The organism is Pseudonocardia sp. 2-7 (assembly GCF_056341085.1).
Window position 1 is genome coordinate 665,166 of the sequence record NZ_CP094507.1, and the last position, 14,288, is coordinate 679,453.

Genomic DNA, 14,288 nt, shown 5'->3' on the forward strand with positions numbered 1-14,288 from the left:
CGAATACAATCGTGCTTCGCGTGTGATAGCCGTTCGATATGGGGCGAGGCCGGTGGACCTGCTGCGGCACCTGACGTTCTTCGTCGCCGTCGCCGAGGAGCGGCACTTCGGGCGGGCCGCCGCCCGGCTCGGGATGACGCAGCCGCCGCTGTCCCAGGGCCTGCGACGGCTGGAAGCCCGGCTCGGCACCCCGCTGTTCGACCGCGGACCCGGCGGCGTCTCCCCGACGGCGGCCGGTCGCGACCTGCTGCCCCGCGCCCGTGCCCTGATCGAGGACGCCGCGGCGCTCGGCCGCGCCGCCGCCCGGCACGCGGAGGCGGCCCGGGTGCTGCGGCTCGGCGTCGTCGCCGACCTCGGCCCGGCCGCCACCGCCCGGCTGGCGGTCCGCGCCGCCGCCGCGACCGGCCTGCGGGTCGCGCCGACCGTGGCGACCACCGTCGCGCTGGTCGACGCGGTGTCGGACGGGACGGTGGACGTCGCCGTCGTCGCGCACCCGACGGTGCTGGAGTCGGCGCGGGCCGGGCCGGTCGTCGCGCTGCCGACCGAGGTCCTGCTGTCCGCAGGCCACCCCGCTGCGGCCGGGCCGGGGCCGGTGGTGCTGCGCACCCTGCGCGGGACGGCGCCGGCCACGGCGCCGCGGGCGCACGCCCCGGCCGCCCACGACCTGCTGCTCGACACCCTCGACGCCCGCGGGTGCCCGGCCGGCCCGGCCGACGCGGCGTCCCCGGCGGAGGCGCTGGCGCTGGTCGCGACCGGCGCCGCGTTCCTCCTCACCGCCGACCCCGGCCTCGCCGGCGACGGTGTGGTCCGCAGGCCGGTGGCGGGGGAACCGGTGCCCTACCGGGTCCGGGTGGTGCACCGCGACGGCGTCCCGGACGGCCTGGTCGGGGCGCTCGCCGACGCGCTGCGGGAGGGCGCGTGACCCCGGCCGCGGAGGTCCGCGCGGTGTTCCGCGACGCCGGGGTGCGCGGCTGGCTGCACGCCCGCCCGGTCACCGGCGACGGGACCCGCCCGACGGCGCGCGAGGTCGGCGTCGGCGCGCACGTGCCGGTCGTGATGGCCTCGGTCTACAAGGTGTTCGTGCTGGTCGCGTACTGCCGGGCGGTCGACGCCGGCACGATCGACCCGCGCGAGCCCGTCGTCGTCCCGGTGCGGCGCACACCCGGGATCACCGGGATCTCCGCGCTGGCCGACCCGGTGACGATGAGCTGGCGGGACCTGGTCACCTCGATGGTGACGGCCTCGGACAACGCCGCGGCCGACGTCGTCCACACCCGGGTGGGGCGCGATCGGGTGGCCGCGCTGCCCGCCGAGCTGGGCCTGGGCGGCACGCGGATCCGGGGCGGCACCGACGACGTGTTCGCCGACCTGCTCGCCGACACCGGCACCGACGACGTCGCCGCGGCCTTCGGGGTGCTCGCCGACAACGACGTCCCCGTCGAGACCCGCGCGCTCAGCCCGGTCTACGGCTCCTCCACCACGGCGGCGGACACCACCGCGCTGCTCGGGATGCTCTGGCGCGGCGAGCTCGCCTCGGACGGGTCCACCGCCTTCGCCCGCCGCGTGCTCGGCGCCCAGATCTGGCCGCACCGGCTGCGTGCCGGGTTCCCCGCGGCCGCGCGGGTGGCGGGCAAGACCGGCACCGTCGGCGCCGTGCGCAACGACGTCGGCGTGGTGACCTACCCCGGGGAGCACCCGGTCGCCGTCGCCGTCTACACCCACGCCGCGCGCAGCGATGCCGCCGTCCCGCGGGCTGACGCGGCGATCGGGGCCGCCGCGCGGGTCGCGGTGCACGCGCTGCGCGCCCCCGCCCTCTGACCCCGGTCAGCCGACCGGCAGCCACTCCCGCGCCGCCGCGACCAGCGCCGCGACGCCGACCGACAGCGTCGGCTCGACCACCGGCGCGTAGCGGGGGGAGTGGTTCGACGGCAGCGACGCGGTCCGCTCCCGGATCTCCGCGACGGTGCCCGCGCCCTCGAACGCGGCCGGGTCGGCCCCGCCGAGCAGCCAGTACACGCACGGCACCCCGGCGGCGACGGCGAACCGGCCCACGTCCTCGCTGCCGGTGACCGGCCCCGGGTCGACGACCGGGAGCGGGGTGACCGCGGCCAGTGCGGCCCGGGTGCGCTCGGCGGCGTCGGCGTCGTTGACGACCGGCGGGAAGGACTCCAGCAGCCGGATCTCAGGGTCGGTCGGCGCCCCGGAGGCCGCGGCCTCGCCGCGCACGGTGCGCTCGATCCCGGCAAGCACCCGGTCCCGGACGCCCGGGGTGTAGGACCGCACGGTCAGGCCCAGCTCGGCGGAGTCGGGGATGACGTTCTCCTTCGTGCCCGCCCGCAGCATGCCGACGCTGAGCACGGCGGTCTCGGTCGCGGCCACCTCCCGCGGCACGACGGTGTGCAGGCGCAGCACCGTCGCGGCGGCGAGCAGCACCGGGTCGACCGTCGTCTCCGGGCGCGAGCCGTGCCCGCCCGAGCCGTGCAGGGTCACCCGCACGGTGTCGCTGCCCGCGAACGCCGGGCCGGCGGCGAGGGCCAGCAGCCCCGCGGGCAGCGGCGCGACGTGCTGGCCCAGCACGACGTCGGGGGTGCCGAAGCGGGCGAACAGACCGTCGTCGAGCATCGCGTCGGCGCCGGCGCCGAACTCCTCGGCGGGCTGGAACACCACCAGCAGCGTGCCCCGCCAGCTGTCGCGGGCGGCGGCCAGCTCGGCGGCGGCGCCCACCAGACAGGTGACGTGCATGTCGTGCCCGCAGGCGTGGGCGACGGCGGTCTCCTCCCCGTCGCGGCCGACGGCGCGGGCGGTGCTGGCGTAGTCCAGGCCGGTGTCCTCGGCGACCGGCAGCGCGTCCATGTCGGCCCGCAGCAGCGCGGTCGGGCCGTCGCCGTTGCGGAGGACCCCGACGACACCGGTGCGTCCGACCCCCTCGGCGACGTCGTAGCCGGCGTCGCGCAACCGGGCCGCGGCGATGCCCGCGGTGCGGGTCTCGGCGAAGGACAGCTCCGGGTGACGGTGCAGGTCGCGGTACAGGTCGGCGAGTTCGGCGCTGCTCACCCGAGTGAACCTAGGTGTACCCGGCCAGGAGGTTGGTGACGGTGCGGATGTCGCGACACGCAGTCGCGAGTCGTTGATCGTGAGGAGAGCCCCCAGGTGGGGTGTGGCTTGTCTAGGACCCACACCACCTGGAGGCTCTCGTGGCCCACCGTAATGCCCGCCTGACGTTCCACGGCCGGGTCCTGCTGGTCGACCGGATCGTGCGTCAGGGACGTCCTCGTGCCCACGTCGCGGCGGAGATGGGGGTCTCGCGCCAGTGCGCCGGCCGCTGGGTCGCCCGCTACCGCGCCGAAGGCGAGAACGGCCTGCACGACCGGTCCTCGCGCCCGCATCGCTGCCCAACTCGCACCACGGCCGACACCGAGGCTCGCGTGCTGGCCGTGCGCGCCCGCGACCGTCGTGGGCCCGATGAGATCGGCCCCGAACTCGGCCTCACCCCACGCACGGTGTCGCGGATCCTGCGCCGCCACCACGTCCCCTACCTGCGTGAACTCGACCCGCTCACCGGTGAGCGCATCCGCGCCAGCAAGACCACCGCGGTGCGCTACGAACGCGCCCGCCCCGGCGAGCTGGTACACATGGACGTCAAGAAGATCGGACGCATCCCCGACGGCGGCGGCTGGCGCGCGCACGGCCGCGCCAGCCGCGACGCCACTCGCGACCGTTCGACCAGAGTCGGGTTCGACTACATCCACTCGCTGGTCGATGACCACTCCCGGCTGGCCTACTCCGAGGTCCTGACCGACGAGAAGGGCACCACCTGCGCCGGGTTCCTCGCCCGGGCCGCGGGCTACTTCGCCAGACACGGCATCACCAGGATCGAACGGGTCATGACCGACAACGCCTGGGCCTACAAGTGGTCCCTACGGTCAGTGGTCGCCGACCTCGGGGCCCGGCAGGTGTTCATCAAGCCGCACTGCCCCTGGCAGAACGGCAAGGTCGAACGTCTCAATCGGACCCTGGCCACCGAGTGGGCCTACCGGCAGGTCTTCACCAGCAACGCCGAACGCACCGCAGCGCTTGCCCCCTGGATCGAGCACTACAACACTCGACGACGCCACAGCGCGCTCGGCGGGCTCCCACCGACCAGCCGACTGGCACCAACGTCATGACCGGGTACACCTAGGCGGCAGGTGCCGGAGGTGGCTGGGCCGGACGAGGTCCCTCCGATGCCGTCACACGGACCGGTGAATCCGCCATCCCGGGGACAACCACGGGACCGGTCGAGTTAACCCCTTGTTCAAGGGGGCCCTATCGTTCGCTCATGGCGCAACCTTTCGGGACGAGCCGGTGACCCTCGAGGAGACACGGCGCGGCGTACCTGCCGCGGCCGACCGCTGGCGCGGTCTGGCCGTGTTCGTCGTGCGATCGGCGGCCGCGCCCCTGCTCGACGAGGCCGTCGCCGGTGTCGCCCGCGGGCTGGAGATCCTCGACGTCGTCGTCCTGGACGACGCGCAGGTCGCCCGGGTCCGCGGCACACTGCCCGCGCCGGCGTCGCGCCCGGTCCCGTCCGGTGCGCCGTACGCCCTGATCGTGGCCTGCGACGTCGTCGCCCCGGTCGGGACGTCGGGCGTGCGGGCGGTCGCCGACCGGGTCGCCGCCGTCCTGGACTACACCGACAAGCGGGTCCTGCGCCGCGTCCCGCCGCGCGAGCACTACCTGCCGGTGCAGGCGTCGTCGTCGCCGGAGCACGCCCTCGCCCTGCTCGACGCGCTCGGCGACCCGGGGATCCTGCACCGCATCGCCGGACCGGTCGGGGACCTCGGCCGCCGGTGCGCGATGCCCTTCCCGGTCGTGCGGATGCTCGGCGGCACCTCGCCCGGGTTCCGTGCCCGCGTCGCGCTGGTCCACCACCCGGTGCACGGGCCGTCGGTGTGCAAGGTGTTCCGGCCCGGGGCGCACGAGGCCTACGACCGCGAGCTTCGGGCCCGCCTCGACCTCGGCGACCTTCCCGAGGTCCCGGAGCTGCTCGAGCACGGCCCGAACTGGCTGCTCACCCCGTTCTACGGCGACACCGGCCGGCACGTCGTGCGCCGGCTGCCCGGCGAGCTCGCCCAGCTGCGCCCTGAGGTCGTGCGGACGCTGCTGCGGTTCTGCCGCGACCTGCACGAGCGCGGCCGCTTCGTGCTCGACCTGTCCCCGCACAACCTCGTGTGGGACGAGCGGGCCGGGCTCAAGGTCCTCGACCTGGAGTTCGTCCTCGAGTACCCGGGCGAGCCGCCGGCGTGGTCGGACTGCTGGAGCCTGCGTGGCGTGCCGCCTGCCTACCGGGCGTCGGTGGAGGGGCTGCCCGACCTGGTCCTGACCCGTGGTGTCGGCAACTCGGTGTTCCACCCGGCGATCTCCGGGATGCGCCGCGCCCGGCTGCTCGCCGAGCCGCGCCGGGGCGAGGCCGCGCACAGCGGGGCCACCCAGCTCGCCTGGTTCAGCGCCCTCGGTACCGTCGGGCGGTTGCATCCCGCACTCCGCGGGAAGCGGCACTGACGGCGCGCCCCCCGACGCGCCGCCCCGCCCCGACGACCGGAGGACCCGCGTGACCGGACCCGGTGGCGACCTGCCCGACGACCCGACCCGGCCGCTGCGGCCCGTGCCCCCGGAGCCCGCACCGGCCCCCGGCCCGCCGGGTGCGGCGGGTCCGTCGGCATCGTCCGGGTCGTCGCTGACCGCGCGGACCGCGCGCGGGTTCGCGTGGGCGTTCACCGGCACCGTCGGACAGGCGGTGCTGCAGATCGGCGCCACCGTCGCGCTGGCCCGGTTGCTCACCCCGGAGGAGTTCGGTGCGGCCGCGGCCGCGCTGCTGATCGTCGGGCTGACCCAGCTGGTCACCCAGCTCGGCGTCGCCGCCTCCCTGGTGCACCGCGAGGACCTCGACGACCGCGACGTGACGGCGGCGTTCTGGTTCTCGGTGCTGGTCGCGGCGGTGTTCGCCGCGGTGCTGGCCCTCGGCTCGCCGGTGATCAGCCCGCTCGTCGGGCTCCCGGCCGACTCCGCGCTGCTGCCGCTGCTGTCGATCGCGCTGCTGTTCGCGGGGGCCTCGGCGACCCCACTCGGCCTGCTCCAGCGCGACCTGCGGTTCCGTTCGATGGCGACGGTCGACCTGCTCGCGGCGGGCCCCGCGCTGATCGGGGTCAGCGTCGTCCTGGCCGCAGCCGGGTTCGGCGCCTCCGCGCTCGCGTTCGGCGAGATCGCCGCCGCCGTCGCCAAGTGCGCGGGCTACCTCACGCTGACCCGGCCGCGGTTCCGCCCCGAGGGGCCCACCGCGAGCTGGGGCCGGCTGCGGCCGCTGCTCGGCTACGGCGCCGGGTTCTCCATCGCCCAGCTCGGCAACTGGTTCGCGCTCAACGCCGACAAGCTCGTCGTCGCCAACGCCCTGGGCACCGGTCCGCTCGGTGTCTACGGCCGTGCCTACAACCTGCTCTCCGAACCCGCGAACATCATCGGCGGCGCCGCCGACAAGGCACTGTTCCCGGCGATGGCCCGGGTCCGCGACGACGGCCCCCGCCTGCGCGCCGCCTACGTGCGCAGCGCGAGCCTGGTCGCGCTGGTCACCGCGCCGGCCGCGGTGCTGCTCTGCGTGCTCGCCCCCGAGGTCGTCCGGGTGCTGCTCGGGGCGCAGTGGGACGCCGTCGTGCCGCTGGTGCAGCTGTTCGCGCTGGTCCTGCTGCCGCGCACCTCGTACAAGATCAGCACCTCGCTGACCCGGGCCACCGGCGCCGTCTACCGGGCGGCCTGGCGGCAGTGGCTCTACGCCGGCTACGTCGTCGTGCTCACCGTGACCGGCGGGCTGCTGTGGGGCCTGGTCGGCGTCGCGGCCGGGGCGTCGCTGGCGATCGTCGTCCACTTCCTGGTGATGCTGCAGTTCTCCGCACGCGTCTCGCCCGGCCTGATGGGGGCGGTGCTGCGGATGTACGTCAAGCACGTCCCGGCGCTGGTGCTGACCGTGGCCGCGACCTGGGGCGTGGCGGTGCTGGTCCGCCCGCTCGGGATCGACCTGGTGACCCTGGCCGCCGCGGCCCTGGCCGGCGGGGTCGCGTCGGTCGGCACGCTGGTCGTGCTGCGCGGCCGTTTCGCCGCCGAGCTGTCGGTGGTGCGGAGCCTGCGCGGGGGCGGCGCGCCGCGCGGGCCGAGGCCGGACCGCCCGGCCGACGCGGCCGCCCCGGCGGCGACCGGGGGCCACCGCCGCCTCCCCGACGACGCCACCGTGCAGCTGCCCGCCGTCGGTCGCGGGGACGCGCCCCGCGCCGTGGGGCACCCGGCCGACCGTCGCTGAGCCGACGGCCTGCCCCGGAGCGGGGCGGCGTCCGGGTCCGCCGCACGCGTGCGCGGCCGCCGCGCCGGCGGAGTGAGGCCGGGCACCCGTCGTCGCGCCGGGTTGTGCCCCGCCCCCCGCCGACGGAAGTCTCGACGGTTCGACCGCGTCCCGGAGATCCCGGGACGCGCAGAGGGAACTGAGGTGCTCATGGAGCGCGTAGGCGTCGTCGGCTGCGGTCAGATGGGATCCGGGATCGCGGAGGTCGCGGCACGGGCCGGGTACGGGGTGCGGGTCGTCGAGACCTCCGCCGCCGCGGTGGAGGCGGGCCGGGCCCGCCTGGAGTCGTCGCTGGCCCGGGCGGAGAAGCGCGGGCGGATCGACTCCGCCGAGGAGGTCCTGGCCCGCCTCGAGGTCGTCGAGGGGCTGGACGCGCTGGCGGACCGGGAGCTCGTCGTCGAGGCGATCGCCGAGGACGAGGCGCTCAAGACCGGCGTCTTCCGGGAGCTGGACCGGCTCGTCACCGACACCGGCGCGGTGCTGGCGTCGAACACGTCGTCCATCCCGATCATGAAGCTCGCGGTGGCGACGAAGCGTCCCGAGCAGGTCGTCGGCATCCACTTCTTCAACCCGGTGCCGGTGCTGTCGCTGGTCGAGCTCGTCCCGAGCCTGATGACCTCCGAGGACACCCTGGTCCGGGCGCGGAGCTTCGTCTCCGACGGTCTGGGCAAGAAGGCGATCGACTGCCAGGACCGCGCCGGCTTCGTCGTCAACGCGCTGCTGGTGCCGTTCCTGCTGTCGGCGATCCGGATGATGGAGTCCGGCTTCGCCACCGCCGAGGACATCGACGAGGGACTGGTCCGCGGCTGTGCGCACCCGCAGGGCCCGCTCGCGCTGTCCGACCTGATCGGCCTGGACACCGTGCAGGCCGTCGCGGAGTCGATGTACGCGGAGTTCAAGGAGCCGCTGTACGCGCCGCCGCCGCTGCTGGCCCGCATGGTCGACGCCGGCCTGCTCGGCAAGAAGACCGGGCGGGGCTTCCACACCTACGCCTGACCGGGCGTCCCGGGGGGCGCGATTGTGCTCCCCGGGACAACGTCAGTGCTCCCGGTGCCAAGACCGGCGCGCGGCGGGCGACCAGTCTCGTGGGTGACGCCATCCCACCACGAGGCGAGGAGCACCCATGACCGCGACGCACGAGGCCCCGGCCACGCCGCTGACCGAGAAGGTGGTCAAGGCCGCCTGTCCCCAGGACTGCCCGGACACCTGCGCGATGCTGGTGACGGTCGACGGCTCGGGGACGGCGACCTCGGTCGTCGGCGACCCGGACCACCCGTACACCAACGGCGGCCTCTGCGTGAAGGTCAACAACTACCTCGACCGCGTGTACGACCCGGGCCGTGTGCTGTTCCCGATGCGCCGGACCGGGCCCAAGGGCAGCGGCCGCTTCGAGCGGATCACCTGGGACGACGCCGTCACCGAGATCGCCACCCGCTTCACGGCCATCGCCGCCGAGCACGGTCCCGAGGCGATCATGCCGGTCAGCTACCTGGGCACCCAGGGCATCCTGAACGGCCTCAACGTCGGCGACCCCTTCTTCGCGAAGCTGGGCGCCACCGTCGCCGAGCGCACCTACTGCGACTCCGGCTCCTGCACCGCCTACGCCATGACCATCGGCGACACCGCCGGGGTGGACCCGGAGAGCCTCGTGCACTCCACGTTCATCCTGGTGTGGGCCTGCAACATCATGAGCACCAACCTGCACCTCTGGCCCTACATCGCGAAGGCGAAGAAGAACGGCGCGAAGGTCGTGGTCGTCGACCCGGTCCGCACCCGCACCGCGGCCGCGGCCGACCAGCACATCCCGATCCGCCCCGGTACCGACGGCGCACTCGCGCTGGCCATGGCACACGTGATCATCGCCGAGGGCCTCACCGACGACGACTACATCGCCAACCACACCGTCGGCTACGACGAGTTCGCCGAGCGCGTCTCCCGCTACACCCCCGAGTGGGCCGAGACCGAGACCGGCGTGCCCGCCGAGACCATCCGGGTGCTCGCCCGCGAGTACGCCGGTGCGCAGCCGTCGGTCATCCGGATCGGCGTCGCCGTCGAGCGGCACGCCGGCGGCGGCCAGACCGTGCGCGCCCTGTCCTGCCTGCCCGGCCTCGTCGGTGCCTGGCGCAGGCCCGGCGGCGGCATCCTGCAGCTGCCGCTGTGGGCGTTCCCCGTCAACTGGGGCGCCTTCATGCACCCGGAGATGCTCACCCCCGGCACCCGGGTCGTCAACCAGTACCGGCTCGGCGCCGCCCTGGCCGGTGACCTGCCGGCCGGCCCGCCGATCAAGGGCCTGATGGTCTACAACTCGAACCCGGTCGTCACCACGCCCGACCAGGACCGGCTGATCACGGGCCTGGAGCGCGAGGACCTGTTCACCGTCGTGTCGGAGCAGTTCATGACCGACACCGCGGAGTACGCCGACATCGTCCTGCCGGCCACGACGCAGCTCGAGCAGGACGACATCATGTTCTCCTGGGGTCACCTCTTCGTGACCTACAACCACCGGTCCATCGAGCCGCTGGGCGAGGCCGTCCCGAACACCGAGATGTTCCGCAGGCTCGCTGCCGCGATGGGCTTCGACGACCCGGTCTTCCGGCGCACCGACTCCGAGATGATCGCCGAGGCGTTCGACTGGTCCCACCCGCACATGGAGGGGATCACCGTCGAGTCGCTGAAGGAGCAGGGCTGGCAGCGGCTCAACGTGGCCCCGCCGGAGGCCTACGCCCCGCACGCCGAGGGGAACTTCCCGACGCCGTCGGGCAAGGCCGAGTTCGTCTCCGCCGCGGCGGCGGGCGGCAACTTCGTCGTCCCGCTGTTCCGGCAGGGTTCCAACGACCACCAGCCCGGCCAGCCGGTCGACCCGCTGCCGCACTACATCCCGCCGCGCGAGTCCGCCGCGGCCGACCCGGAGCTCGCCGCCCGCTACCCGCTCAACCTGCTCACGCCCAAGTCGCACGCGTTCCTGAACTCGAGCTTCGGCAGCCACGAGTTCCACCGCCGCGTCGCGAACGAGCACACGCTGATCATCCACCCGGACGACGCCGCCGCCCGCGGCATCGCCGAGGGTGCGCCGGTGCGCGTGTTCAACGACCGGGGCGAGTTCACCGTCGTCGCGTCCCTGCAGGACACCGTGTCCCGCGGGGTCGTGGTGAGCCCGATGGGCGGCTGGCGCAAGAACTCCAAGGCCGGCACCACCCTGGCCGCGGTCAACCCGACAGTGTTCGGCGACCTGGGCAACGCGCCCACGTTCTCCGACACGCTCGTCGAGGTCGAGACCGCCTGAGCCGCACGGCCCGGCCGGATCGCCCTTCTCGGCCCGGCCGGGCCGTGCCCCACCCCGACCGTCCACATCGGAGGAAAGACTCGTGGCCTACGTCGTCACCGAGGCCTGCATCGACATCCAGGACCGCTCCTGCATGGAGGAGTGTCCGGTCGACTGCATCTACCCCGGCGAGCGGATGATGTACATCCACCCCGACGAGTGCGTCGACTGCGGCAAGTGCATGCCCGCCTGCCCCAGCGAGGCCATCCACTGGGAGCACAGGATGCCCCCGGAGCACCAGGACTTCGTCGAGGCCAACGCGCTGTTCGTGCGCGAGCAGGGCTTCTCCGGCGGCGGCGAGGACGCCGATCCCGCCGACGGCGACCACCCGATCGTCGCGCAGCGGAGGCCACGATGAGCGGCGAGCTCACCGCCGACCTGGTCGTCGTCGGCGCCGGGCCGACCGGGCTCTACGCCACGTACTACGCGGGCTTCCGCGGGCTGTCCGTGGTCGTCGTCGACGCGCTCGACCAGCTGGGCGGGCAGATGTCGGTGCTCTACCCGGAGAAGCCGGTGTTCGACGTCGCGGGCTTCCCCCGGGTCCGGGCGCAGGACCTGGTCGACTCCCTGGTCGAGCAGGCAGCCCTGGCCGAGCCGACCTACCTGCTCGGGCACGACGCCGTGGAGCTGGAGCAGTTCGACGACGGCGTCGCCGTCACCACCGACCGCGGCGTGCGGGTCCGGGCGGGTGCGCTGCTGGTCACCGGCGGCATGGGCCGGTTCACCCCGCGCCCGCTGCCCGCGGGCGGCGACTTCGTCGGGCGCGGGCTGCGCTACGCGGTGCCGCGCCCGGCCGATCTGACGGGCACGGACGTGCTGATCGTCGGCGGCGGGGACTCCGCGGTGGACTGGGCGCTGTGCCTGGAGCCGCTGGCCGCCTCGGTGACCCTGGTGCACCGCCGGGACGCCTTCCGCGCGCACGAGCGCAGCGTGACCGAGCTGCGCGCCTCGTCGGTGCGGATCCTGACCCCCTACGAGGTGCACGACGTCCGCGGCGACGGCCGCGTCTCCGAGGTCGACGTGTCCGGCCCGGACGGCGTCGAGACCCTGCGGGTCGACGAGATCGTCGCCGCGCTGGGGTTCAAGGCCGACCTCGCGGCGCTGTCGAGCTGGGGGATCGGGATGAGCCGCCGGCACATCGCCGTCGACCGGTCGATGCGCACGACGCTGCCCCGGGTGTTCGCGGCCGGGGACATCACCGACTTCGAGGGCAAGGTCCGGCTGATCTCGGTCGGTTTCGGCGAGGCCGCGCTGGCGGTCAACAACCTCGTTCCGCTGGTGCGGCCCGACCTCCCGGTGGTGCCCGGACACTCGAGCGACGCGGCATGACCGGCGCGGCGCCCGATCGGTCCGGGGTGGGGCGGGCCCCCGGCAGCACCGGCGCGGCGATGATCGGACACCCCCGCACGTGCGGGCGCACCACCACGGTGCACCAGGCCCGGGAGGTGTTCCGCGACGACCACGTGCACGCGCTGCTCGTCGTCGACCGGGGTGTGCTGCTGGCTGTGGTGGAGCGCGGCGACCTCGCCGGCCGTCCCGCCGCGGCGCCGGTCCGCTGGCTCGGCACGCTGGCCGGGCGCACCGTCGCCCCCACCGCGCCGGCGACCGCGACGCGCGACCGGATGCGGGCCGAGGGGCGCAGGCGGCTCGCCGTCGTCGACGGGCACGGCCGGTTGCTCGGTCTGCTCTGCCTCAAGCGGTCCGGGGCCGGCTTCTGTACGGACGAGGGGGTGCGGGCCCGGGCGGCCGAGCGGGCCGCGCGACGATCTCCTCACATCGGAGCAACACGTCCGTGACGTCCACGTGCGATGCTCGGGTATGGCATTGGTCACGATCGACACCACCACCGTGGCCGAGACCGACCGCCTGGACTTCTGGCGCGCGACGGTGTGCGACCAGTTCGTCGCGCTGGACGTGACACCGTCCACCACCGGGTTGGTCTCCGGACGGGTCACCGCCTCGTCGGTGTCCGGCACGCATCTGCGGCGGATCTCCTCGGTTCCACACCGCTTCGACAGGACGGTAGGCCAGGTTCGCGCCGCAGACGAGGACTATCTGCAGATCGCGCTGGCCCGCCGTGGCCGCACACTCGTCGCACAGGACGGGCGGGAGGCGGTGATCGGCCCCGGCGAGTTCGTGATCTACGACAGCAGCAGGCCGTTCACCTTCGTCACCACCGACAGCTTCGAGTACCAGGTCTGCCTGCATCCCAAGAGCGCGCTGCCGCTGTCCCGGGCGGAGATGGCCGAGGCCACCGCGGTCGCCCTCGACGGCCGTCGCGGCGTCGGCGCGATGCTGCCGCCGCTGCTGTCCTCGCTGGACCGGGCGATCGGCGACGACGTCCCCGTGGCCGCGCAGGAGGCCGTCGCACGGACCATCGGGGACGTGTTCGTCGCGCTGGTCCGCAGCACCGTGCCCGCGTCCGCGCCGGAGAACCTGCACGTCGCGCGGGCCCGCGGGCACATCCGCGAGCACATCGCCGACCGTGACCTCGACCCCGCGGGTGTCGCCGCCGCCTGCGCGATCTCGGTGAGCTACCTGCACAAGCTGTTCGCCGAGGAGGGCACCACGGTGGCCGGGGCCATCCGCGAGGAACGCCTGCAGGGCGCGTGGACCGACCTGCGCCGGCCGGAGTCCGCCCACGTCGGGGTAGGCGCGATCGGCGCGCGATGGGGCATGCCGGACCCGGCGGCGTTCAGCCGGGCCTTCCGGAACCGGTTCGGGCGGTCCCCCAAGGCGCACCGCGAGTCCTGATGGCCGGCCGGGCGGGGAGGGTCCGCCCGGCCGCTCCGTTCAGATCCGCTGTTCGCCGAGGAACCCGGTGACCAGCTTCGTCAGGTCCTCGGGCCGCTCCAGGTGCATGCAGTGGCTGGACCCCGGCCCGGTGACCAGCTCGAACCGGGCGCCCGGGATGCGCTCGGCCACCGCGCGGGACTGCCAGTGCGGGGTCAGCAGGTCCTGCTCGCCGACCACGACCAGCGTCGGTGCCGTAATCGCGTCCAGCCGGTCGAGGGTGTCGTGCACGAGGTCGGCGTCCCACTGCTCGACGGTCACCTGCATCTGCGCCTCGTCCTGCGGGAACGCCGGCAGCAGCGCCTCCAGCAGGGCGCCCACGTTCGGGTCGTCGAGGGCCTGTGGGGAGAACGCGAGCCCCGACGCGGCCAGTGCGGACTCCATGTCACGGTGCACGTAGGGCAGGCGCAGCGCGGTGAGCACTGCGCGCTGGAAGCCGTCGGTGCGGCCCCAGGTGCCGTAGAGGACCTGCGAGGCGACCTGCTCGGGGCGGGCCAGCGCCATCTCCTGTGCGACGGCCGAGCCCAGCGACCAGCCGAGCAGGTGCGCGCGCGGGATCTCCAGGGCGTCGAGCAGCGCGGACGTGTCGGCGGCCATCGAGCCGACCGTGATCGGCCCGGAGCCGCGGTCGCTGCCGCCCAGCCCCCGGTTGTCGACGGTGATGACCCGATGGGTCTGGGCCAGCCGGTGCGCGAGCTCGCCCCACAGCGGGATCGCGCCGGACGTACCCATGATCATGAGCAGGGGGTCGCCGTCGCCTGCGGTCTCGTAGTTCAGCTCGACGCCGGTGGACACGGGGATGCGGGGCAC

Annotated in this window: 13 protein-coding genes; 11 read left to right on the forward strand and 2 right to left on the reverse strand. The window is 74.6% G+C overall.

Going from position 1 to position 14,288, the window contains the following annotated elements:
• Positions 1-52 precede the first annotated feature (52 nt).
• Positions 53-922, forward strand: a complete 870-nt coding sequence (locus tag MTO91_RS03395; RefSeq protein WP_062399970.1) for a LysR family transcriptional regulator — start codon at positions 53-55, stop codon at positions 920-922.
• Positions 919-1,818, forward strand: coding sequence for a serine hydrolase (locus MTO91_RS03400; RefSeq protein WP_405419645.1), 900 nt, complete (start codon positions 919-921; stop codon positions 1,816-1,818). The genes MTO91_RS03395 and MTO91_RS03400 overlap by 4 nt, the downstream gene beginning before the upstream one ends.
• A 6-nt stretch (positions 1,819-1,824) precedes the next feature.
• Here MTO91_RS03400 and MTO91_RS03405 read toward each other — a convergent pair whose 3' ends face one another.
• A complete protein-coding gene (locus MTO91_RS03405) occupies positions 1,825-3,054 on the reverse strand; it encodes an amidohydrolase (protein WP_476653770.1) in 1,230 nt (409 codons plus the stop codon).
• Positions 3,055-3,194: 140 nt separating this feature from the next.
• Between MTO91_RS03405 and MTO91_RS03410 the strand changes: the two genes are divergently transcribed.
• From MTO91_RS03410 to MTO91_RS03450, 9 genes are all read left to right on the forward strand, one after another.
• On the forward strand, positions 3,195-4,166 hold the full coding sequence (locus MTO91_RS03410; protein WP_476651756.1) for an IS481 family transposase: 972 nt from the start codon (positions 3,195-3,197) through the stop codon (positions 4,164-4,166).
• Between the two features lie 178 nt (positions 4,167-4,344).
• Positions 4,345-5,538, forward strand: coding sequence for a hypothetical protein (locus MTO91_RS03415; protein WP_476653771.1), 1,194 nt, complete (start codon positions 4,345-4,347; stop codon positions 5,536-5,538).
• Between the two features lie 49 nt (positions 5,539-5,587).
• The gene (locus tag MTO91_RS03420) at positions 5,588-7,324 is read left to right on the forward strand and encodes a lipopolysaccharide biosynthesis protein (RefSeq protein ID WP_476653773.1); all 1,737 of its coding nucleotides are present in this window, start codon (positions 5,588-5,590) and stop codon (positions 7,322-7,324) included.
• 189 nt (positions 7,325-7,513) lie between these two features.
• A complete protein-coding gene (locus MTO91_RS03425) occupies positions 7,514-8,359 on the forward strand; it encodes a 3-hydroxybutyryl-CoA dehydrogenase (RefSeq protein WP_476653775.1) in 846 nt (281 codons plus the stop codon).
• A gap of 127 nt (positions 8,360-8,486) precedes the next feature.
• Positions 8,487-10,646 (forward strand): molybdopterin-containing oxidoreductase family protein, encoded by a 2,160-nt coding sequence (locus MTO91_RS03430; RefSeq protein WP_476653776.1) that lies wholly within the window; start codon positions 8,487-8,489, stop codon positions 10,644-10,646.
• Positions 10,647-10,728: 82 nt separating this feature from the next.
• Positions 10,729-11,043 (forward strand): ferredoxin, encoded by a 315-nt coding sequence (gene fdxA / locus MTO91_RS03435; RefSeq protein ID WP_405419633.1) that lies wholly within the window; start codon positions 10,729-10,731, stop codon positions 11,041-11,043.
• Positions 11,040-12,014: an NAD(P)/FAD-dependent oxidoreductase gene (locus MTO91_RS03440; RefSeq protein ID WP_476653777.1), complete on the forward strand. Its 975-nt coding sequence runs from the start codon at positions 11,040-11,042 to the stop codon at positions 12,012-12,014. The genes fdxA and MTO91_RS03440 overlap by 4 nt, the downstream gene beginning before the upstream one ends.
• Positions 12,011-12,481, forward strand: coding sequence for a CBS domain-containing protein (locus MTO91_RS03445; RefSeq protein ID WP_476653778.1), 471 nt, complete (start codon positions 12,011-12,013; stop codon positions 12,479-12,481). Before MTO91_RS03440 ends, MTO91_RS03445 begins: the two co-directional genes overlap by 4 nt.
• A 22-nt stretch (positions 12,482-12,503) precedes the next feature.
• Positions 12,504-13,439 carry an AraC-like ligand-binding domain-containing protein gene (locus MTO91_RS03450; RefSeq protein WP_476653779.1) on the forward strand — a complete coding sequence of 312 codons (936 nt, stop codon included), beginning with the start codon at positions 12,504-12,506 and terminating at the stop codon, positions 13,437-13,439.
• Between the two features lie 39 nt (positions 13,440-13,478).
• On the opposite strand, the gene MTO91_RS03455 is transcribed toward MTO91_RS03450, so the two are convergent.
• Entirely contained in the window at positions 13,479-14,288 is an 810-nt protein-coding gene (locus MTO91_RS03455) for an alpha/beta fold hydrolase (RefSeq protein WP_073577504.1), read from the reverse strand.